Raw genomic sequence first — 19,236 nt, 5'->3', positions numbered from 1 at the left:
TGCAAGTTTAAAAGAAAACACTACCTTTGCACTCGCAATCACGAAACAATGGCCGCGTAGCTCAACTGAATAGAGTAGCTGACTACGGATCAGCCGGTTACAGGTTTGAATCCTGTCGCGGTCACCATTCGAGATTACAGTTTAAACAGATACAAAGATTGGCCGCGTAGCTCAACTGAATAGAGTAGCTGACTACGGATCAGCCGGTTACAGGTTTGAATCCTGTCGCGGTCACCATTTGAGATCACAGTTTAAACAGATACATAAAGATTGGCCGCGTAGCTCAACTGAATAGAGTAGCTGACTACGGATCAGCCGGTTACAGGTTTGAATCCTGTCGCGGTCACAGAATAGGATAGTGTTGAAGTAGTAATATTTCAACACTTTTTCTTTTTCCACAACTATTATCATACATCTTTCATATTGGAGAGTTTGTACAATAAACGTAAAGGATTGTAGGATTCCTATCTTATTGCTTATCCTTATCTGATTATTTCCCGAAATAAAGGGAGTGGAGAATGAAATATAAATTATTGGGGTGGATTTTGTTTCAGGTACTCGTTGGGAGTAAGATTGGTCTTTCGTTTAAAGTTACGATAGAATGAATCGGTAGATACAAAACCAGCTTTCTCTGCCAGTACGGATAATTTCTGACCGGAATGGATACGCTCCAGCAAATAATCGATACGGAAATCGTTGATCCATTGATTGAAGTTTTTGCCTGAACAGGTATTGATACATGATGACAAATAGGTCCGGTTGGTATCCAGTATCTTTGCCAGTGAATCAAGCGATATCTCTTTGTCGAGGTATAGTTTCCCTGATTTTACTTTCTTTTGAGCTGTACGGAAGAGTATTTCTTGTTGGCTGAGTGGTTTTGCGTTTTCTGGCGATACCAATGTCTGACGTTGTTGTTCTTCTTTCTCCTGCTCTATAAGAATGGCCATGCGCTTTTTCCGCTGGCGGTAAATGTGATAAACAGTTCCCATAAGAGCAATAAAAAGAATTATGCAGGTACCAAAAGCGACTAGTAGACGTTGAGTGTCCATCAATTCAACTTTCTGCATTTCGAGTTTGTGTATCAAATCACTAATTTGCAGACGGTCTATAAGATTTTTGTCATCACGTTCTTTCTCGGCTTTCGTAATGATTTGCTGGATAGAGTCCCGGTATATCAGAAGGTCTACAGCTTTTTTATATTGTTTAGTGGCTCTGCAAAAAGAACTGTAACGAGCAAGGGCTTTTACCTGTATTTCTAACTGAAAAGTCTGCTCTGTAGCCTTTTTCATTAGAGATTCAACAAAAAGAAATAACTTACTTGCCTCTTGAAAGTTACCATTTTGTTGATATATAGTTGCTAAAGAAGAATAAGTGGGTAAAAAATAAAAGGGAAGGGAGGTTTTAATCTCATTTTGTTGAAGTCGCTCAGTGTGGTTTTGATATTGTTTCATTGCTTTATTTAAAAAAATAAGAGTTGAATCTATATTGTTTTCTGCAATATAAGTATCTGCGATATTACAATTAAGAATCATATTATTTTCCATTTTTTTAGTTTGCTCCATTTTTGTTAAATAGAAACGTGCACTATCCGGTTTTTGAATTTCTAAATAACATGTTGATAATAAAGAATAAATAGATGGCATGAATACAGCTACGGAATCTATGCCTACTCCATTAGTATAATTAATTACCTCAGTGTACTGTTTCGAGTTATAGAAAAGGTATACTAATAGAGAAAAGCATCTGTCAGCCAAATCAGATAGATGATTATTCATAGCTAATTGATAGGCCTCCTTATATAAAGGAATAGCCTTCTCTTGATCGCCTAATATTGAAAAATAATGAGCAATTGTGTAAAGATCTTCTATTACTAGCTCTATTTTTTTGGCTGTACGATGTTCTGCCAATAGCTCAAACCAAATAGGTAAATATTGTTCATGTAATCCATTCTTGTTTAGTAATGAGGCTTTTATCTTTTTTATTTTCCACTCATCCTCTTGCGAAAATGAATAATCAACTTCCAGTTTGTCACATAATCGAATACCTTCCGTCGCAGCATCAAATACTCTCTGATCTGATAATTTTTTGTATAATTCAAGTAATTGTAATAATATCTTCTTTTTTTCTTTTTTTGAAGCAAGAGGTAAACTCTCAAATAAAAGAGCTTTTTGTTTTAACAGTCCATCTATTTCTTCTCCATCTCTACAGGCTATCCTATACAAAATTGCCACCTGTTGATGAGATGGTAATTTATGTACGTCCTGCAGTAAAGAGTCAAATGATAAAGAGATGATAGGAGTTACGTCCAATTCTTTGTTTAATAAATGGGCTCTATCCTGATTTTGATTTGTACAACCTATATATATAAAGACAAGAAGAAATAGATGGTATGTTTTCATTTTCTTCATTAAGTCAAGACGATAGCTTCTGAGGCACAAGCATTTTCGCAATCACCACACCAACTACAACGAAATTGATCAATAATTATGATTTTCTTATTTTTAACATCGAGTAATCCAAGTTTACAAGCATCTATACATTCACCACAGACTGTACACTTTTTATAATCGATAGTCCATTGGGTTATTGGTGTATCCTCTGAGGATTCTTTTATTTTCCCTTCATTGTTTTTCATTATACTAATGTTTTAAAATTGTTAGACAAAATTACATATTCTATTTAAAATAACAAACCGGTATGGACTTCTATTTTTTGAAAATTTTCACGAATGACATATTGAGGCATACGCTCAAAATTAACCCCTGCACGGATAAACCAGGAAAAAGGGACTGATCGTGTATAAGTAATGGAAGCATTCATCCCCCAACGTGACATCGTTTCATAATCGAATACTTGTTGTAATCTGTTGCGATTTTGCCACAATGGAATTTCAGGAGTATTTTCTCCTGATTGTAGTTGTTTTTCATCGAGGATTGATCCTCCTCCTTTTCCATATTGTCCCCCAAAAGAGAGATCGAGCAACGCATTAGGTAATAAAAAATTCCGAACAAATGTGGCATGAACTGTAAACCGATGGATTGGTTGTGTGAATTTAGCCGGATAAAATAGCAATGCACTTTCTGCTTGATAATAGCTGATCCCTGAAAAAATAGAGAAACGAGGATGCCATGCGTCACGTAATTGATCATACTCATAAGTCAGTGCATACCGGCTTGTACGCCGAGTAGAACGAAGCAATTTTCCATCCGATTGCCAGGTATCCGATTCAGTCTGGTGCTGCAACGGATCATAGTTATTCACATGGCCAAAGGTTGCCTGCCATACCCATTCATGTCGGAAAAGGGGAGAAACTCTTTGAAGTTTTCCTTTATAGTCTATTTGCCAGATGTTTGATTCTCCTTCTTTTCGATTTTGTACACGGTTGCTCTCAATGGCTTGATTGATAACACTTCCGTCCACTTCTTGAAATAGTTTAAAAGGACCACGATTGAATCCTAACTGCAAAGAACCACCTACTTCCCGACCAATATAATACCAGTTTACATTTTCACCTACAGATAAGGTTTTAAAGTTTCCGAGTGGATAAGCAGCCAAGACTGGATAAGCTGTATGGCTTCCCATATTTTGATAATTCACAGTTTCCTTTCGATGTGTGTAAAGAAAAGAAGCTCCCAACTGTAAATCTCTATACATATATCCCATTCCCGGAGTGAATTGCCATTCCATCCATTGATTCTTATTACGCGGGTCAATGTCTTTGGCTGTAAGTTGTACCTGATAGGCTGCTTTTGCTCCCAGTAACCAATGCTGGTGAACCGGTAGAGAGAAACCTGCTGCCAATTGATATTGTTCCGAACGTTGCTTTCCACTTATAGAGTCACATAAGTTTATGGCCTGCCAATGATCACCGGTCATTCCATTCCAGTTTTGTTCCCCATTTTGATATTGTGTATAACCGATCTTGCCATAAAGAGAAACTTTATTCACTGTCTGGAACGATTCGCTATACACTGAATAAATACTAGTTGAAGCCGGTATACTGACATTTCCCAGATTCCCATTATGATAACTATAGCCTGCTTCCGCCACAGAAAAAGAACGGAAGCGATTGAATGATAGTCCTACAGGATTGTTGGCTGCTAACCAGTTATTATGCTTGTATATTTCCCGGATAGAAGGAATATGCAGCGTGTCGGTTTGAGCAGAAACCATCGTGGATAACGAAAATAAAAATCCGAACAGTACTTCCCGGCTTCTCATAGCACTATTTTGTTTTGAGTGTAGCAGTCGTTACTTCTATATCTTCAGCTGAATTGTTCGTATCCTGATAAACTGTGCGTCCATCAGTCGTACCTGTTTTCTTACGGATAATAGACCTGCCTGAATAGCGATCACCAGGGATATAACATTTTCCATTGTCGAGTTCGTTAGGTACTCGCTTGGGAGAATTTGCATCCTTTACACATTCAATGCAGTCGATGACCCATTCTTTGGGAACCATCAGATAACGTTTCTCCTGATTCGAAGCATTCGGGCGTGGTTCGCGGTTCTCCGGGTCTAACACATATTCTTCCGGAGAATCCTGTAGACTGAATACCATAAATGTAGGACCGTTAACGGGGAGTGCATACATAACCAGCAAAGGATTCAGGTTTGCAAGCAATGTCATCGGTTTAACACCGGCTGTAATGTTCTGACGCTCAAGACTGACATCCCAAAATCCCCAATCGACACCGGACAGATCGACGGAATTGGCATGCTGAAACTCTCCACCTGTATGATCTACGGCATTTGTTGCTATGGTCGTTTCTTCTCCTGGAGCTAAAGGATACTCTTTTCCACTCCCGGGGAATTGCCAGGTCAGATCATTTACCGGAATACGTTTCATTTCTGTATATGCCATCCAGGGTGATTCAAGGTTATTACCAGGGTCTACTACGCCGACACACAAACCATCCAGATAAATAGTTTGATCTGAATTATTATACAGAGTTATATACTGGTCAGCTTGATAATTTTCATAATACCCTTTACATCCGCCAAAGTAAATCTCTTTAATCACAAGGGCATTAGTTTTAGCTTGTGATAAAGGAAGTTCTATAATATCCGGTGCTTCTCCCTGATCTGGTAATAGTGCTAATGATTCTATCCTTCCGCTAAAAATTAATCCGGCATTTGTTTGATGGTGTACGGAGGCGGAGTAATAACCAGGTTCTACATCGAGAGAGGCTTGTCCTGTCGAAGAACAATGCAAAGAATACACGGTCCCCTGATCTTTATTAGTGAGCGTTACTTCCATTTCCTCATAAGGTAATGTTGTATAACCATCAGGAGGCAACAACTGGATATGAACGGAATAAGACTGATCTTCACTTTCCGAGCAGGATGCTAAGGCTAAAATTAAAACGAGTAATAAATAGGATACTTTTTTCATTCGATATTTGTTTTTTTGTAAATAATCAATCAAAACCGAATCATTATCTCGGCTCCGTAATACAAACCGGGATTTTGAATCGTATATTGTTGCGTACTACAGGTATATTTTTTCGGATTCGATTGCGTAAAATTGTTGGCGCAAAAAGCAACCGACACATAACGACCTATCTCTTTTGTTACCCGAAGATTCAACAAAAAATAAGGGCCGAACGAATCCGTCAAAAATGCAGTTGGCGTGCCTGTAGTCAGTACCAGATCTGCAAAACGTTTGTCATTTGCCATTTCTGGGGTGAAAAGATGCTGTACACCTTCACTATCCATATAATATACCGGATTGATACGTTTCTGGTGTTCAGTATCTGTCATTGGATCTCCATCTATACGGTTTCCGTTATCGTCGATCAGATAAACGGGATTATTGTAATTACTTTCCATACCCCGACGTTGTTTATCCATCCATACGGCTTGTAATGTCAAAGTGGTAATCAGTCCTATACGGGGGAGCTGAGTGATGAACTGGAAACGGGTACTGAATTGTTGCCATACTTTGAGATTGGCAGCGAAACTATTTGTTTCGTAAATGCCGACATACGGATATGGTTTACCGTTTGCTTCTATCTGGGGATATCTGGCAGAAAGTGCAGTGTTTTTTTCATGTAAGTTCAGATAACTTCCACTGATAAATAACGAAGTATGTAAAAGATCCCAATGCCCCATGTCGAATGTATATTCTATACCTTGTTTCAACTGTTCAATACCATTATCCGGAGAGGTATAGGTTGCAAAGGTTGTATAAGTAGTATAGGGGAGAGGCTGTCCGTTATTTATCACACCATCGGACGTTAATTCGGGATGCTCGCCTTTGCTGAATAACGGATCATAACGACGGTATGTAAAAGGTTCAACTTGTTCCGATGTACTGAATCCGTTCCGGAGGTGTTCCCGGAACCATACGATATCGGCTTCAACTTGTCCTATTTGCAGGTTAAGTCCTAGTTCTAATTTTTGGTTCACAGGCAAGCGCAGCTTCGGGTTGAACGTACGGTCTGTTGCAAAAGTATGCATCACAGTCAGGCGTTCACCATTTTCCATATCGTTATAAGTAAAGCAATTTTTGTCGGTATAGGACTTATCCGGATACAGGTAAGTTAATATCGGCATCTTATGCATTAGTCCCCAGCCTGCCCGTATACTAAGATGTTTCAACATTGCATCTTTGTTTTGCTCCACCAGAATTTGTTTGAGGTTTATTCGTGGATCGACTGCCGGTGTATAATGGAGTGTCTTTGTTTGGAGTTGGGTGATACGTAAGCCAGCCTGTAATTCCGTTCGCATTTTTCCCATGTGAAAAGAGACTTTGTCTTCTGCAAAAGTTGTATAATGGTTTACAAAAGGAATACTACGGAAAGAACGGCTGCGCACCTGGATCATTTCTAACGGTGGCTGAAGGGGATCGAATACTATACCTTCGCCACGATTGCCTTCTGTACTTATTTCCATTCCTAAAAGAAAGTGATTATATACATTATTATATAACGTATTTCTAAGATTGGCCGTTAGTGACATGTCGGCATATATCGGTTTACCTTCTACCGAAAGATGACTGAAATAATTAGGAGCTAAAAATATTCCTGCCTGTTCACCTGGCTGACGGGTATAAGTAGTGACTTGTTGTGTACCGGAATAATATGTGCTTGATTCATTTTTCTGATAGCCATAAGTTAGTCCGGTACGATATTCCAGATTTGATATCCAGGATTTGTTCAAATTCCACTGACCGTTTGCTGAGAACGAAAGCCCCCGGTTAAAGGCTTTCTGAAATTCACCATCGACCGAATTACGTCCATAGCCTCCTTTATCTCGCATCCAATATCCTCGTAGGTTGAAACGAAGTGATGCCGTAGGGAAATCTTTTGAATGAGCAATTTGAATACCTAACCGTTGAAAAGCCTGTTCCGGTATGCGGGGATCTTGTGCAGAAAGAGCATAATCAGCCCCAAGATGGAGAATGCCGCCATGATTACCGATAGCCATACCTTTACTTATAGAAGCCAGTTTTTCAGTAGCCGTAAAACGTAATCCTACTGTATAGGGTTGTAATCCGGCTTTTGAGTTGACCAATACAACACCACTGGTCGCATCTCCATAACGGGCGGAAGGTATTCCACGTATAACTTCTACCGACTCGATGGAAGCTGGCGACAGTGAACGTATATCGAATCCCGAAAGAACAGAACTGTTAAAGAGACTACTTTGGCCTTCGAGTCCCATTTGCTGCATATTCATATTATTATTCATTCGTATGCCATCCACCAATATGGCAGTTCCCAAAGCATTCGTTGCATTTTCGTATGTAGCACTGCGGATTGTAAAAACGGCAGGTGTGTTCAGGTCAGGGTTGCGGGTAAGTACACCTGGTAATAATTGCGACAGATCAGACAAATCGGTAGCCTGAATATGACGAATGGCATCCTGACCGATCACGGAACTGGTGCCTGGCGTATTTGGTTGGGTGGCAGTAACTATCACTTCCCGAAGACGGATATTAGAGAGGGTATCGGTGGGTATTGTTTTTTCCTGTCCGTTAATGAATAAAGAACATAAAAGAAAGAATATTGCACACCATGTTTTTACCTGACTATATTTGTTCATTCTTGTTGTAAAACTGATAACTGACCGGTATAGTATGTTTTGAGGGGGCAAAATAAGCTATTTTATTTTGTACATTCACCGTCTGAAGTAAAAAAAATTAAAGAATCCTGTATTTATCAACTTTAGTAAGTACATTTGCATTCAACAAATTCATGATGCCATTACTACTATTTAAGATATTAGTTATTTGTACCTCTTTACTATCCTGGGTTGTTTTAAGCATTGCCGGGATTTCTTTGTTTCAGTACAATAAGTATAACAAGAAGATCGCTCTTTCGATTGCCATCGTTTCACTACTTTGGTTTGTTTCTACCTATAATAGTTGGTATGAAGGAGTTTTTCTCTTTAGGAAGATTGCTCTTATGCCCAGTCTGAACAGTTGGGCACTTACATTACTTACTCCCTTGTTTTATCTGTATTTTTGTACTCAGAATAGTGATAAATCATTGAATACACGGCTGTGGATACGACATTTACTTCTTCCGGGAATACTGGCGGGTATATATATTGGAATGATACTTTTCAATCCGGTACCTGATATGCTGATTTATAATTGGTCAGAATTCGAACTTAATTGCCCGGCCTGGTGGATTTCCTTCCGTATCGGTTGCTACTTGCTTTTGATCATACAACTGTTTGTTTATGTACCGAGACTCTCTGATATGAGTAAGGAAATAAGCGATAAAAACATGTATCAAATAAGATTCTTTAAAAGAGAATTATTATATATTTTAAGTTTTTACATTATCTCTGTTGTGAGTATGCTTACTCCCTGTTATATTTGTAATATTCTATATAATTTGTCTGTTACTCTGACGGCTGGATATTTTTTGAGACAATCGGTCTTTTATAGAACTATAAAATACAAAATAGCATTTTCGTTGCAGCCTCACTTAAACACAAGACAAGAAGAGAAAACAGATATTATTATCCTCTCTCCACCGGAAGAAGAACAATTAGCCAAGCATTTAAAAAGGATGTTGAATAATCCTGATCTGACACTCAAAATGCTCGCCCGTGAAGTAGGAAAGAATGCAACGATATTAAGCCGTTACTTCAATCAACAATTAGGGGTCCGCTTTTCAGATTATGTGACAGCCCGCCGTTTGGATGAAGCGGAAGTCTTACTAAAGGATACAGATATAACTGTAATTGAGATTTCGGAGCTGGTAGGCTTTCAGACTTCGTCCACATTTTATCAGGCTTTCAATGCACGACACAATCTCCCTCCTTCTCAATGGAGAAAGAAAATGAATGTAGAACTTTGAGGTTTGTATTCTGAAATCGTTTATTATTATTCTGAAATCATAAAATTTAAGACTCTATTTATTGTGTTAAATTTCTGTTAAACAGCATAGTATGATTATGTTAAAATAAGAATCCTTTCGTTGTTGACACATATTGTTTCTAAGCTACATTTGCATATGTAACCTAGGTCGTAAGGCCTATAAAAATGAAACAATATGAATACACCTAATTTGGAAGAACAGACCATTCAGGAAGCTGCTGTCGATACATTGAGCAACGCGGATCAAATTGTATCGGATAGTATATTTATTAAAATACAGGAACATTTCCGCAGAATATTATTTAAAGATATTCTTTATATAGAAGCATCTGGCAGTTATTGCAATGTCTATTTGCAAGGTGGTTCTAAGGTCACGGTTGCATATACGTTAACCGACACTATGCAGCATTTGTCAAATAGTCTTTTCATTCGCGTACATCGTTCTTTCATTGTTAACATAAAACATATCACAGCTTATATCGGTAATATATTTTATGTGGGTGAGCATGTGATACCCATCGGTAGACAATATAAAAAAGAGGCATTATCCCATCTTAATATCTTAGGAATGATCAGTTAATTATAGTAATAATTCATGATGCAATAAATGAAATCATCTATATTGAGTCTGCTTGTTTTGCTATTATTTTCTCCTGATTATATATATTCGGTAGAGTCCGATATAATGTCAGGGAACCTTGATAGTCTGCGTTATCATTTATCTCAAAGCGATAGCACAAAGAATACACCGCAACAATTAGAAATTATACAGAGTTGTATCCATTTTAATAACAATGAGATTAGTAAAGGACTTCACCATGCTTCAAAAGCATTAAAATATGCCCGTAAAGCTGGAGATATAGACATTGAATTACTATCCTTGCAGATGCTTTGTAATGGATACAGCCTGCAAAAAAACGAAAAGGAACTTTCTTATTATACACGTCAATTAAAAGAGGAACAAAAACAGACAATTATAAAGTTACAGGATACAGTCAAGTGTTATCGGATTTATTGTATTATTTTATTAATATACTCCATTTTATTATCAGGTTTTATATACTATCATTATTATCGTCTAAGAGAGAGTAAACGATCCGTTGTTATTACAGGATCTGATCCTTCTCATGTTGACGAAGAAGACAAAGATGAATTTGAACCTGTTTATACATCTATAATTCAGTATGTTGTTACAGAAAAGCATTATCTGGATAAAATTATCGATATAGCAGAAGTAGGGAAACATTGCCACATAAATAAGGAGCTCGTAAATAAAGTACTGAGTGCAAAAGCCAATATGACGCTTTTGGAGCTGGTGAATAACCATCGTTTGGAACATGCCTGTTCTTTATTGTTGGACGATAGTAATAAGACAGTGGATGCCATAGCTGATGAATCCGGTTTTAAAACAACCCGAACGTTCCTGCGTCAGTTTAAGTCACGATATAATATGTTACCTAGTGAATATAGGCGTAGCGATCCACCTCCTCATTGACAATCCTTCTATAACAAAGGCACAACAGAAGTGGGGAAGGATGGGGTGACATTACACTTGTCATGTTATTTATTGCAAGTTGTCACCTTCGAAACAAGGATTTGTTTGTCTTATACTAAATAAAATGTTTTATTTGCTAGACTATATATTACATCTAAGAAGAAAACATATGATCCATGAAATAATGAACACTCTCAAATTCCGGCTGGAAGAATATATAACCAGTATTTTGGATTTGCCATATAGTCCCGTACTTACAGGCAATCTGTCCATGAGCGGAGAAGATGAGCCAAATAAACTGGTATTATCAGTTATAAATATAGAGCGTGAAACAGCAATGGGCATCACTGCTATGACTCATCAAAGTAATAATGAAAATGTTTCTATAAAAAAGTTTCCTCCCTGGCATCTGAATCTGAAAATATTGATATCTTCAGTTTTTGAAGATAAACTATATCTAGAATCATTAAAAATGTTTTCAATGGCCATCGGTTTTTTGCAATCAAACTCTTCTGTCAATTATTCAGACGGACGATATTTTACAGTTGAAATGGTTACACTTGATACGCAAGAATTAATGAATGTATGGAGTCTGTTCGGCGGACATTATTACCCCTCTATTGTTTGTAAAATACGCATACTGGAATTTGATGGAAATGAAATTTATGCATCTATGCGAAACATAACGGCTTCCGATGTAAAATAAATTTGTTTAATTGAATAATATTCATAATTATGGATACTTTTAAAATAATATTCCGAATTTCTTTAATGCATGACTTTTATAAGGATAGGAAGTGCCGTGGGATAGACATGAACTTAACTGATGAGACCAGACAGTTGTTTAACCGACGTGGCATTCTCTTCCGGGCAATTGGAATTGGGGAATGGGCTTTGATTTCGGTGAATGATCGGTCACCGGATATTTCGGATGAGCTGTCTTTGGTTTTGAAAGTGCGCGATCCTGATTTTTTCTATTATACAGAATCATCTGATGTATTAAAAAATATATCAAGGGGAAAAATAGTTATTCCATTCCAGTTTGCAGGAACAGATAATATGGTTCTGTATTTTCAAGCCTGTAAGGTTTATTGGGTTTATAAATTCATATCTAGGAGGAAGAATGAAGAGCGTAAGCTGGAAATAAAGAGTACGGATAAAAACTTCACGTTTAAGAAAGTGGAATTTATAGAAAAAGAAAATTCCTATTATTGCTGTTCGGAAACTAAAATCAGATTAAAAGAATCATATGATTTTCGTTTAAGTCTGACTGAGAATATTTCTCTAGGTGGCGACTTGCATACAACTGAAACAAAAGTACTGATCAGCGGAATGCCATTCCCGAAGCCGGGACGTATATATACAGATGATATACACTGTATACAAGAAATTATATACATATAACGAATTAAATTAGTAATCATATAAATCATTCTACCATGGGAACATACAAAACGCCAGGCGTTTATATTGTAGAGAAAAATGCATTTCCAAATTCGGTTGTAGAGGTTGAAACCGCGGTTCCGGCTTTTGTCGGATACACAGAGAAAGCAGATGACGGAAGTCAGTCATTATTGAATAAACCTTTTCGGATTTCATCTATGAGTGAATTCGAGGCTTATTTTGGAGGGGCAAATAACAACGTAAAGTATACTGTAACATCAAAAGAAGAAGCAAATGCATCAAAAGATGATTTGATCTTTAATAATGGTACTGATAAAAAATATTATACTGTTACTACCGATAATACATTATTCATGTTGTATTATTGTATGAAAATGTTCTTTGCGAACGGTGGTGGCCCTTGTTTTATTGTTTCTGTAGGAAATTATGCAAAGAAGGTGGAGGTAGAGACAATCACTGCCGGAATTGACCTCCTGAAAGAGGAGAGAGAGGCAACGATGTTATTGGTTCCGGATGCAATGGCATTGGATGCAAAGGAATATGCTAATATACAGACTGCTATGCTTAGCCATTGTGGAGAAATGCAGAACCGGGTTGCATTGTTGGATTTTAAATATGAAAAGGATGCTGATATAGTAACTTTTCGGGATGGTGTTGGTTCCAGCTATCTGTCGTATGGAGCGGCTTATCATCCCTGGCTCAATACTTCTGTTTTGTCAGAACGTGATGTAACAGACTCTTTTTTGTCAGATGGCAGTTTGGATGAAATACTGAGTGATAGTGGCATTTCTAGAGAGGACCTTGGTAACGATAAATCTGCCTGGCACAATATTCTGTATCAGAATAGTCTTTTATATAAAGCTGTTATTACTGAAATACGCAGACAATTAAATTTATTACCTCCTGCTGCTGCTATGGCAGGTATTTATACAGCAGTCGATAATGCCCGTGGCGTGTGGAAAGCACCAGCTAATATTTCTGTAAATAATGTGATATCCCTGTCTCACACAATAACGAATGATGATCAGGAACTACTGAATGTTCCCTTGAACGGTAAAAGTATCAATGCAATCCGTTTTTTTACAGGGGATGGCATAAAGGTTTGGGGAGCACGTACATTGGACGGAAACTCTTTGGATTGGCGATATATCAATGTACGTCGTACAATGATCTTTTTAGAAGAATCAGTAAGGAATGCAGCCCGTGCTTACGTATTTGAACCGAATGTTGCCTCGACTTGGTTGAATATGAAGGGGATGATTGAAAATTTCCTACGTGGAATATGGAAACGCGGAGGTTTGGCAGGGGCTAGTCCTGAAGATGCTTATAGCGTACATGTCGGTCTGGGTGATACAATGAGTGCTCAGGATATTTTGGATGGTATACTTAGAATAACAGTACTGGTAGCAATCAGTCATCCGGCTGAATTTATTGAAATAACATTCCAGCAACAAATGCAAAAATCATAAAACATTGAAGATATGGAAACAATGAAAACTCCCGGCGTATATATTGTGGAAAAAAACGCCTTTCCAAATTCGGTTGTTCCTGTTGCTACGGCTGTACCAGCCTTCATAGGACACACTCAAATAGCAATGAATGGGACCAAGTCTCTTCTGAATGTACCTTTCCGTATTACTTCAATGCTGGAATATAATAAGTATTTTGGAGGAGGACCTCAGCCAGAATACTCCTTATCTGTTGAAAATCAGGAGAATATCAAGGGCGCTGGGAAAAAGCTGGATGAGAAAGATGCTGAAATAGAAAGTGTTAATATCACTATAAACACCATACAAAATTTGCAGGAGGAGGCTAATAATCTAATTTCAGCACTTGAAGAGAAGAAACCTGAAGGTGAAACGACAGTCATAGCTGATAGGATTATAGCAACAGTAGTTATATTAGAAGATGATGTTAAAACACTTGAATATGACAATATACCTTCAGATGTGGCTAATATAAAGACTGTAGCAGATAATGTGAAAGAATTAATATCACAACCAGATGTAGCAAAATTAAAGGCCAATGATATTATAATAACCTCTAAGGATATACAGGTAAAAATCAATAATATAGTACCTAAGTTAAAAAATGAAAGAAAACAATTAGTAGAAGCAGTTAATACAGAAATAAAAAAACTTTATAGTGTTAGTGAGTCATTATGGAGCATCTCAGAAGCCCCAACAATACTCAATACATTATATTATAATATCGTTCTGTTTTTTGCTAATGGGGGCGGTGCCTGTTATATCGTATCGGTAGGAGATTATTCGGAAGCTTTCACCTCGGAAGATTGTGAAGCAGGTCTTACTCCTTTAACTAAAGAAATGGAGCCGACTATGTTGATTATTCCTGAAGCTGTAAACCTAAGTTTTGAAGAATGGAAAAAGACAATGGAGTATGCGTTAGGACATTGTGACACTATGAAGAACAGAGTAGCTATATTGGATATTTTTGAAGGATATAAGCCTCAGAATGATTCTTCAGGGGATGTTGTGAAAAATTTCCGTGAAAATATAGGATCCATATCTCTTGATTATGCAGCAGCTTATTATCCTTGGATAAATGCCTCTGTTGTAAGTGAGAGTGATATTGATACTTTTAATTTAACTACAGAAAGTGCAAAACTCTTACTTACCATTATGCAATACGAACTGGGGTACAAGAGTACAAAAAAAATAGAGCAAACAGATAATAAAGAAAATGCTACTGGTGTAGAAAAAGCTGATGAAGTTCTACTGGACTACAAACTGTTGAATACCCTTTTGCAAAGTAGTCCTTTCGGTGCTTTGGTAAGAAAAGAAATTTGTAAGAAAATAAATCGATTACCGGTTGCTGCTGCTATGGCTGGCATTTATACAAAAACGGACAATACCCGTGGCGTATGGAAAGCACCTGCCAATGTATCGATCAATAAGGCTGTATCCCCCACGGTAAATCTAACAAATAATGCTCAGGAAGACTTGAATGTCGATATATACGGACGAAGTATTAATGCGATCCGTTATTTTAAGGGAGAAGGTGTAAAAGTCTGGGGTGCTCGTACTCTGGATGGAAACTCCGGTGACTGGCGTTATATAAATGTACGCCGCACCATGATCTTTCTGGAAGAATCGATAAAGAATGCAGCCCGTGCTTACGTATTTGAGCCGAACGTAGCTTCGACCTGGTTGAATATGAAAGCTATGATTGAAAATTTCCTTTTGGGGGTATGGAAGCAGGGCGGACTGGCTGGGGCATCTCCTGAAGATGCTTATAGCGTACATGTCGGATTAGGTGATACTATGACACCGGAAGATATTCTGGAAGGCATACTCCGTATCACAGTCCTGGTAGCGATCAGTCACCCGGCTGAGTTTATAGAGATCACGTTCCAGCAACAAATGCAGAAATCGTAGTTTATAGTAACAATTAGTTTAACATTAAAAATAAAGTATTATGGCAGGAGAAAAACAAGATAACGTATGGCCGTTACCCGCGTTTTATTTTAAAGTAGAGATTGAAGACATAGGTGAAATTGCTTTTAAGGAAGTATCAGGTATGGATATGGAAGCACAAGTCATAGAGTACCGTCATGGCAACAGCCCGGTATTCTCTAACATTAAGATGCCTGGATTGAAGAAAACCAGCAATGTGAGTCTCAAAAAAGGCGTTTTCAAATCAGACAACAAGTTTTGGGATTGGTTCAATGAGATAAAAATGAATACGATCAAGCGTCGTTCAGTTACTATCAGCCTGTTGGACGAGACAGGTGCCCCTACGATGGTTTGGAAACTTATCAATGCTTTTCCAACCAAGGTAACGGGTGTAAGTCTGAAATCGGATGGAAATGAGGCTGCGATAGAAACGCTGGATTTGGCTCATGAAGGATTGACCATCGAAAACTCGTAAGTCATATAGGAGTTATGGGAGAACTGTCAGATTTCTTTCCGCCAGCTGTTTCTTTTTATTTCAGCGTGGCTTTTGTCATACCTTTTCGGGCATTGATAGAAATTCCGTTTATGGAAGTAGGAGGGTTGACAACTGAGATGACTACTGAAGAATTAAAGGAAGGTGGGGAAAATAGTTTTTCCTATCAACTTCCTGTAAGGATCAAACATGGGAATCTCATATTAAAGCGCCCGATAGAAAATATGTTGACAGATCTGCTGGAAGCCTGGTCAGCCAGTTCTCTTCACGGGGAACTGGTTACAAATGTTGTTCCGATAGATGTAACTATATCCTTGATAGATGCTTACAAGCTTCCTCATCGGATGTGGTACGTTACAAATGCTTATCCGGTAAAATGTGATAATAACCCGTTCGCATCCAATAAGAATGAGTTGGCTATGGAATCTTTGGAACTAGCTTATAATAAAATACTTAGAATAATCTGATTTATGGCAATAGTAATTAAAGAGATCATAGTACGTACAACAGTTGAAAAGGTCCGGACACGCGAGGAACTTCTTACGCAGGAATGGAAAGAGCAGTTGAAACGGGATATCCTGGAACAGCTTCGTTGGAATAATATTGGTAATAACAGTGGAAAAGGAAAAAGATAAAAGCATATGCAAGGTGGATTGGTAAAAATGTCTTTGACAGCTTACGGGGATGAATCCTTCACAAATAAGCTGGTATCTATAGATGTCCTTATAAATCCGGACAGCTACAAGATATCGAAAGACGTTAATTTGTCGGATAGCAAACAGCAAAAATCCTCAAACAATGCTCAACATTTTGAAAAATACGGAAAAGAAACTTTATCGTTTTCAATTGTTTTTGATGGTACAGGAGTTCTTCCGGGAACAAATAGTAGCACAGTAAAGGACTTGGTTAATGATTTGGATGTCGTTATATATAACTACAATGGCAATATTCAACGGCCGAATTTTGTGGTAATCAACTGGGGTGATTTACTATTTAAAGGCCAGTTGAGCAGTTATTCGCTTAATTATACATTATTTTCTCCGAATGGTGACCCGCTTCGCGTAAAGATCGACCTGTCATTTGTGAATACACTCAAGATAGATCGGGATCTTGTTAATTCAAATAGCAGGAAGCTATCAGAATTAATTAAAGCAAAAGAAGGAGACAATGTAACCAGTCTCTGTGACAAAAAATATTCTGATGCATTAGTAGCACCATTGGTAGCCAAATTAAATGAATTAAATAGCCTTCGGAAAGATATAGCAGGAACATTATTGAAATTACCAAAAATAATTTAGAGATGGAAAATTCGTTAATAGCAAACAGTGACAAGATTATTTCATATATAATAAAAACAAATGGAAAGGAAATTGATGAATCTTTTGGGCTTTCCTCATTACATGTCTGCCGGATTTTAAACCGGATAGGCAATGCAACATTGCAGTTTGATACAGGAGATAACGATTCGTTCTCTTTTCCTGAATGTGATGCCGATACTTTTAAGCCGGGCAATGATATAGAAATTGAAGCTGGTTATGATAATGAACCCAAACGCGTGATTTTTTCCGGTATGATAATAGGTATGAATGTCCAGATACAGGGGGGGATACGTCCCCAATTGGTAGTTGAGTGCCGTGATTCTATTTTCCTGGCAACTCAAGGGCGTAAAAACCAGTTATTTGAAAAGGTAAAAGATTCCGATATTATAGTACGGCTTGGCAAACAATACGGGCTATCTGTTTCTGTGAATCCGACTCAAATCGAGCATGAATCATTGGTTCAGTATTATTGCAGCGATTGGGATTTTATTCGTTCACGCGCAGAAGCTAACGGATTGGTTATTTGTATTCAGGGAAAGAAGATGATTGTAGAACGACCGAAGGTTAGTGCTTCTCCAGTATTGACAGTCACCAATGGCGTTAATCTGGTTAGTTTCAATGGTACACTTTCCTCTTCTGAGCAATATTCGAAAGTTGTAGCTAATACCTGGAAAATAGCCAGTCAAACAACTATCTCCGAAACGGCTTCGGCTCCTTCGGTTAATTCACAAGGCAATATACCCGTAAAATATTTACAGGATAAAGGAGGGGAAAGTCTATATTGCCAGACCGATGCTCCTATATCGAATAACGAATTGAAAACCTGGGCAGATGCAATGGCTATGAGAAATGCCATGTCCCGATTCCAGGGGGACTTCTCTTTTATAGGGAGTGCCGAAATTGAACCCGGGTCTGTTGTTTTGCTGGAAAATGTAGGAAAACGTTTCAATGGGAGTGTGTATGTCGGTGGTGTAGAACATACGATAGAAAAAGGCCAATGGATCACGCGTGTTCATATGGGGCTTATGCCGGAAAACGTAACAGACTTACCTGATGTTATAGCACCTCCAGGAGCCGGTTTGTTACCTGGTATTGAAGGGTTACATGTCGGAAAAGTGAAAGAAATAAGTAATGATCAGGAAAAGGAATTTCGTGTACGGGTCAATATACCTTTACTAGGGAAAGATATATGGGCACGTTTATGTACTCTGTATGCTACAAATACATCCGGAAGTTTCTTCTTCCCTGAAAAGGGAGATGAAGTTGTGATCGGTTACTTTAATAATGACCCCCGTTTCCCGGTTATTTTGGGAAGTATGTATAGCAGCAAACAAGCGGCTCCCTACCAACCTGAATCATCGAACGATTTAAAATCGATTGTTACACGTGCTCAATTAAAGCTTGAGTTCGACGAAAAGAAAAAAAGTATAAAACTGTATACTCCGGGAAAAAACAGCATCGAGATAAATGATGACGGAAAATGCATACGACTTTGTGATCAACATAAAAATGAGATCATAATGAATGATAGTGGTATCACATTGAATTCATCGAAAGATCTGATGATGAAAGCGAGGGGTAATATTGTTCTGGATGCAGGAATGAAAGCGGATATAAAAGCCAAATCAGATACTTCCATTGAAGGTCTCAATGTAAAGGCAGCAGCTAAGGTTAGCATTTCTGTTTCCGGCAATGCAAAAGCTGAGTTGTCTGCTTCAGGGCAGACGGTTGTTAAAGGCGCAATGGTAATGATAAATTAAAAAAGAAAGGAG

The 19,236-nt window shown here is 37.9% G+C and carries 17 protein-coding genes and 3 tRNA genes; 15 read left to right on the top strand and 5 right to left on the bottom strand.

Annotated features, from left to right (window positions below; genetic code table 11):
• Nucleotides 1-50 precede the first annotated feature (50 nt).
• The 3 genes from IEY67_RS13235 (at nucleotide 51) to IEY67_RS13225 (ending at nucleotide 346) form a co-directional block, all read left to right on the top strand.
• Nucleotides 51-127, top strand: a tRNA-Arg gene (locus IEY67_RS13235).
• Between the two features lie 33 nt (nucleotides 128-160).
• A tRNA-Arg gene (locus IEY67_RS13230) sits at nucleotides 161-237 on the top strand.
• Nucleotides 238-272: 35 nt separating this feature from the next.
• Nucleotides 273-346, top strand: a tRNA-Arg gene (locus IEY67_RS13225).
• Nucleotides 347-530: 184 nt separating this feature from the next.
• Here IEY67_RS13225 and IEY67_RS13220 read toward each other — a convergent pair.
• The 5 genes from IEY67_RS13220 to IEY67_RS13200 are packed head-to-tail and all read right to left on the bottom strand — an operon-like array spanning nucleotide 531 to nucleotide 8,049.
• A complete protein-coding gene (locus IEY67_RS13220; RefSeq protein ID WP_229801056.1) occupies nucleotides 531-2,408 on the bottom strand; it encodes a helix-turn-helix domain-containing protein in 1,878 nt (625 codons plus the stop codon).
• A complete protein-coding gene (locus IEY67_RS13215; protein WP_183671645.1) occupies nucleotides 2,408-2,635 on the bottom strand; it encodes a 4Fe-4S dicluster domain-containing protein in 228 nt (75 codons plus the stop codon). Before IEY67_RS13215 ends, IEY67_RS13220 begins: the two co-directional genes overlap by 1 nt.
• 44 nt (nucleotides 2,636-2,679) lie before the next feature.
• Complete coding sequence (locus IEY67_RS13210; RefSeq protein WP_183671644.1) at nucleotides 2,680-4,221, bottom strand: DUF6850 family outer membrane beta-barrel protein; 1,542 nt, start codon at nucleotides 4,219-4,221, stop codon at nucleotides 2,680-2,682.
• A gap of 4 nt (nucleotides 4,222-4,225) precedes the next feature.
• On the bottom strand, nucleotides 4,226-5,395 hold the full coding sequence (locus IEY67_RS13205) for a DUF4876 domain-containing protein (protein WP_122373212.1): 1,170 nt from the start codon (nucleotides 5,393-5,395) through the stop codon (nucleotides 4,226-4,228).
• A gap of 29 nt (nucleotides 5,396-5,424) precedes the next feature.
• Entirely contained in the window at nucleotides 5,425-8,049 is a 2,625-nt protein-coding gene (locus IEY67_RS13200; RefSeq protein ID WP_183671643.1) for a TonB-dependent receptor plug domain-containing protein, read from the bottom strand.
• 977 nt (nucleotides 8,050-9,026) lie between these two features.
• On the opposite strand from IEY67_RS13200, the gene IEY67_RS25175 reads away from it, so the two are divergent.
• The 12 genes from IEY67_RS25175 to vgrG all read left to right on the top strand — a co-directional run bounded on the left by IEY67_RS25175 (nucleotide 9,027) and on the right by vgrG (nucleotide 19,224).
• Nucleotides 9,027-9,317, top strand: coding sequence for a helix-turn-helix transcriptional regulator (locus IEY67_RS25175; protein WP_229801055.1), 291 nt, complete (start codon nucleotides 9,027-9,029; stop codon nucleotides 9,315-9,317).
• 195 nt (nucleotides 9,318-9,512) lie between these two features.
• Nucleotides 9,513-9,917 (top strand): LytR/AlgR family response regulator transcription factor, encoded by a 405-nt coding sequence (locus tag IEY67_RS13190; RefSeq protein WP_122354415.1) that lies wholly within the window; start codon nucleotides 9,513-9,515, stop codon nucleotides 9,915-9,917.
• A 27-nt stretch (nucleotides 9,918-9,944) separates the two neighbouring features.
• Nucleotides 9,945-10,832 carry a helix-turn-helix domain-containing protein gene (locus IEY67_RS13185; RefSeq protein ID WP_183671642.1) on the top strand — a complete coding sequence of 296 codons (888 nt, stop codon included), beginning with the start codon at nucleotides 9,945-9,947 and terminating at the stop codon, nucleotides 10,830-10,832.
• Between the two features lie 124 nt (nucleotides 10,833-10,956).
• Nucleotides 10,957-11,538 carry a Pvc16 family protein gene (locus IEY67_RS13180; RefSeq protein ID WP_308425756.1) on the top strand — a complete coding sequence of 194 codons (582 nt, stop codon included), beginning with the start codon at nucleotides 10,957-10,959 and terminating at the stop codon, nucleotides 11,536-11,538.
• Between the two features lie 29 nt (nucleotides 11,539-11,567).
• On the top strand, nucleotides 11,568-12,236 hold the full coding sequence (locus IEY67_RS13175; RefSeq protein WP_183671640.1) for a hypothetical protein: 669 nt from the start codon (nucleotides 11,568-11,570) through the stop codon (nucleotides 12,234-12,236).
• A gap of 35 nt (nucleotides 12,237-12,271) precedes the next feature.
• Nucleotides 12,272-13,705 (top strand): phage tail sheath family protein, encoded by a 1,434-nt coding sequence (locus IEY67_RS13170; RefSeq protein WP_183671639.1) that lies wholly within the window; start codon nucleotides 12,272-12,274, stop codon nucleotides 13,703-13,705.
• A gap of 12 nt (nucleotides 13,706-13,717) precedes the next feature.
• A complete protein-coding gene (locus IEY67_RS13165; protein WP_229801054.1) occupies nucleotides 13,718-15,634 on the top strand; it encodes a phage tail sheath family protein in 1,917 nt (638 codons plus the stop codon).
• A 40-nt stretch (nucleotides 15,635-15,674) separates the two neighbouring features.
• Nucleotides 15,675-16,127, top strand: a complete 453-nt coding sequence (locus tag IEY67_RS13160; RefSeq protein WP_122354421.1) for a phage tail protein — start codon at nucleotides 15,675-15,677, stop codon at nucleotides 16,125-16,127.
• Nucleotides 16,128-16,141: 14 nt separating this feature from the next.
• On the top strand, nucleotides 16,142-16,612 hold the full coding sequence (locus tag IEY67_RS13155; RefSeq protein ID WP_122354422.1) for a phage tail protein: 471 nt from the start codon (nucleotides 16,142-16,144) through the stop codon (nucleotides 16,610-16,612).
• Between the two features lie 3 nt (nucleotides 16,613-16,615).
• On the top strand, nucleotides 16,616-16,780 hold the full coding sequence (locus IEY67_RS13150; protein WP_183671638.1) for a hypothetical protein: 165 nt from the start codon (nucleotides 16,616-16,618) through the stop codon (nucleotides 16,778-16,780).
• 6 nt (nucleotides 16,781-16,786) lie between these two features.
• Complete coding sequence (locus IEY67_RS13145; protein WP_183671637.1) at nucleotides 16,787-17,443, top strand: CIS tube protein; 657 nt, start codon at nucleotides 16,787-16,789, stop codon at nucleotides 17,441-17,443.
• A gap of 2 nt (nucleotides 17,444-17,445) precedes the next feature.
• On the top strand, nucleotides 17,446-19,224 hold the full coding sequence (vgrG, locus tag IEY67_RS13140) for a type VI secretion system tip protein VgrG (RefSeq protein ID WP_183671636.1): 1,779 nt from the start codon (nucleotides 17,446-17,448) through the stop codon (nucleotides 19,222-19,224).
• Nucleotides 19,225-19,236: the final 12 nt, after the last annotated feature.

The organism is Parabacteroides faecis (assembly GCF_014647375.1).
Classification (GTDB): domain Bacteria; phylum Bacteroidota; class Bacteroidia; order Bacteroidales; family Tannerellaceae; genus Parabacteroides; species Parabacteroides faecis.
This window is presented reverse-complemented; position numbering and strand designations above follow the sequence as displayed.

Excerpts from the sequence above, each read along its gene's own strand:
- IEY67_RS13220 (WP_229801056.1), bottom strand. The coding sequence starts at position 2,408 with ATGAAGAAAATGAAAACATACCATCTATTTCTTCTTGTCTTTATATAT.
- IEY67_RS13215 (WP_183671645.1), bottom strand. The coding sequence starts at position 2,635 with ATGAAAAACAATGAAGGGAAAATAAAAGAATCCTCAGAGGATACACCA.
- IEY67_RS13210 (WP_183671644.1), bottom strand. The coding sequence starts at position 4,221 with ATGAGAAGCCGGGAAGTACTGTTCGGATTTTTATTTTCGTTATCCACG.
- IEY67_RS13205 (WP_122373212.1), bottom strand. The coding sequence starts at position 5,395 with ATGAAAAAAGTATCCTATTTATTACTCGTTTTAATTTTAGCCTTAGCA.
- IEY67_RS13200 (WP_183671643.1), bottom strand. The coding sequence starts at position 8,049 with ATGAACAAATATAGTCAGGTAAAAACATGGTGTGCAATATTCTTTCTT.
- IEY67_RS25175 (WP_229801055.1), top strand. The coding sequence starts at position 9,027 with ATGTTGAATAATCCTGATCTGACACTCAAAATGCTCGCCCGTGAAGTA.
- IEY67_RS13190 (WP_122354415.1), top strand. The coding sequence starts at position 9,513 with ATGAATACACCTAATTTGGAAGAACAGACCATTCAGGAAGCTGCTGTC.
- IEY67_RS13185 (WP_183671642.1), top strand. The coding sequence starts at position 9,945 with ATGAAATCATCTATATTGAGTCTGCTTGTTTTGCTATTATTTTCTCCT.
- IEY67_RS13180 (WP_308425756.1), top strand. The coding sequence starts at position 10,957 with ATGTTTTATTTGCTAGACTATATATTACATCTAAGAAGAAAACATATG.
- IEY67_RS13175 (WP_183671640.1), top strand. The coding sequence starts at position 11,568 with ATGGATACTTTTAAAATAATATTCCGAATTTCTTTAATGCATGACTTT.
- IEY67_RS13170 (WP_183671639.1), top strand. The coding sequence starts at position 12,272 with ATGGGAACATACAAAACGCCAGGCGTTTATATTGTAGAGAAAAATGCA.
- IEY67_RS13165 (WP_229801054.1), top strand. The coding sequence starts at position 13,718 with ATGGAAACAATGAAAACTCCCGGCGTATATATTGTGGAAAAAAACGCC.
- IEY67_RS13160 (WP_122354421.1), top strand. The coding sequence starts at position 15,675 with ATGGCAGGAGAAAAACAAGATAACGTATGGCCGTTACCCGCGTTTTAT.
- IEY67_RS13155 (WP_122354422.1), top strand. The coding sequence starts at position 16,142 with ATGGGAGAACTGTCAGATTTCTTTCCGCCAGCTGTTTCTTTTTATTTC.
- IEY67_RS13150 (WP_183671638.1), top strand. The coding sequence starts at position 16,616 with ATGGCAATAGTAATTAAAGAGATCATAGTACGTACAACAGTTGAAAAG.
- IEY67_RS13145 (WP_183671637.1), top strand. The coding sequence starts at position 16,787 with ATGCAAGGTGGATTGGTAAAAATGTCTTTGACAGCTTACGGGGATGAA.
- vgrG (WP_183671636.1), top strand. The coding sequence starts at position 17,446 with ATGGAAAATTCGTTAATAGCAAACAGTGACAAGATTATTTCATATATA.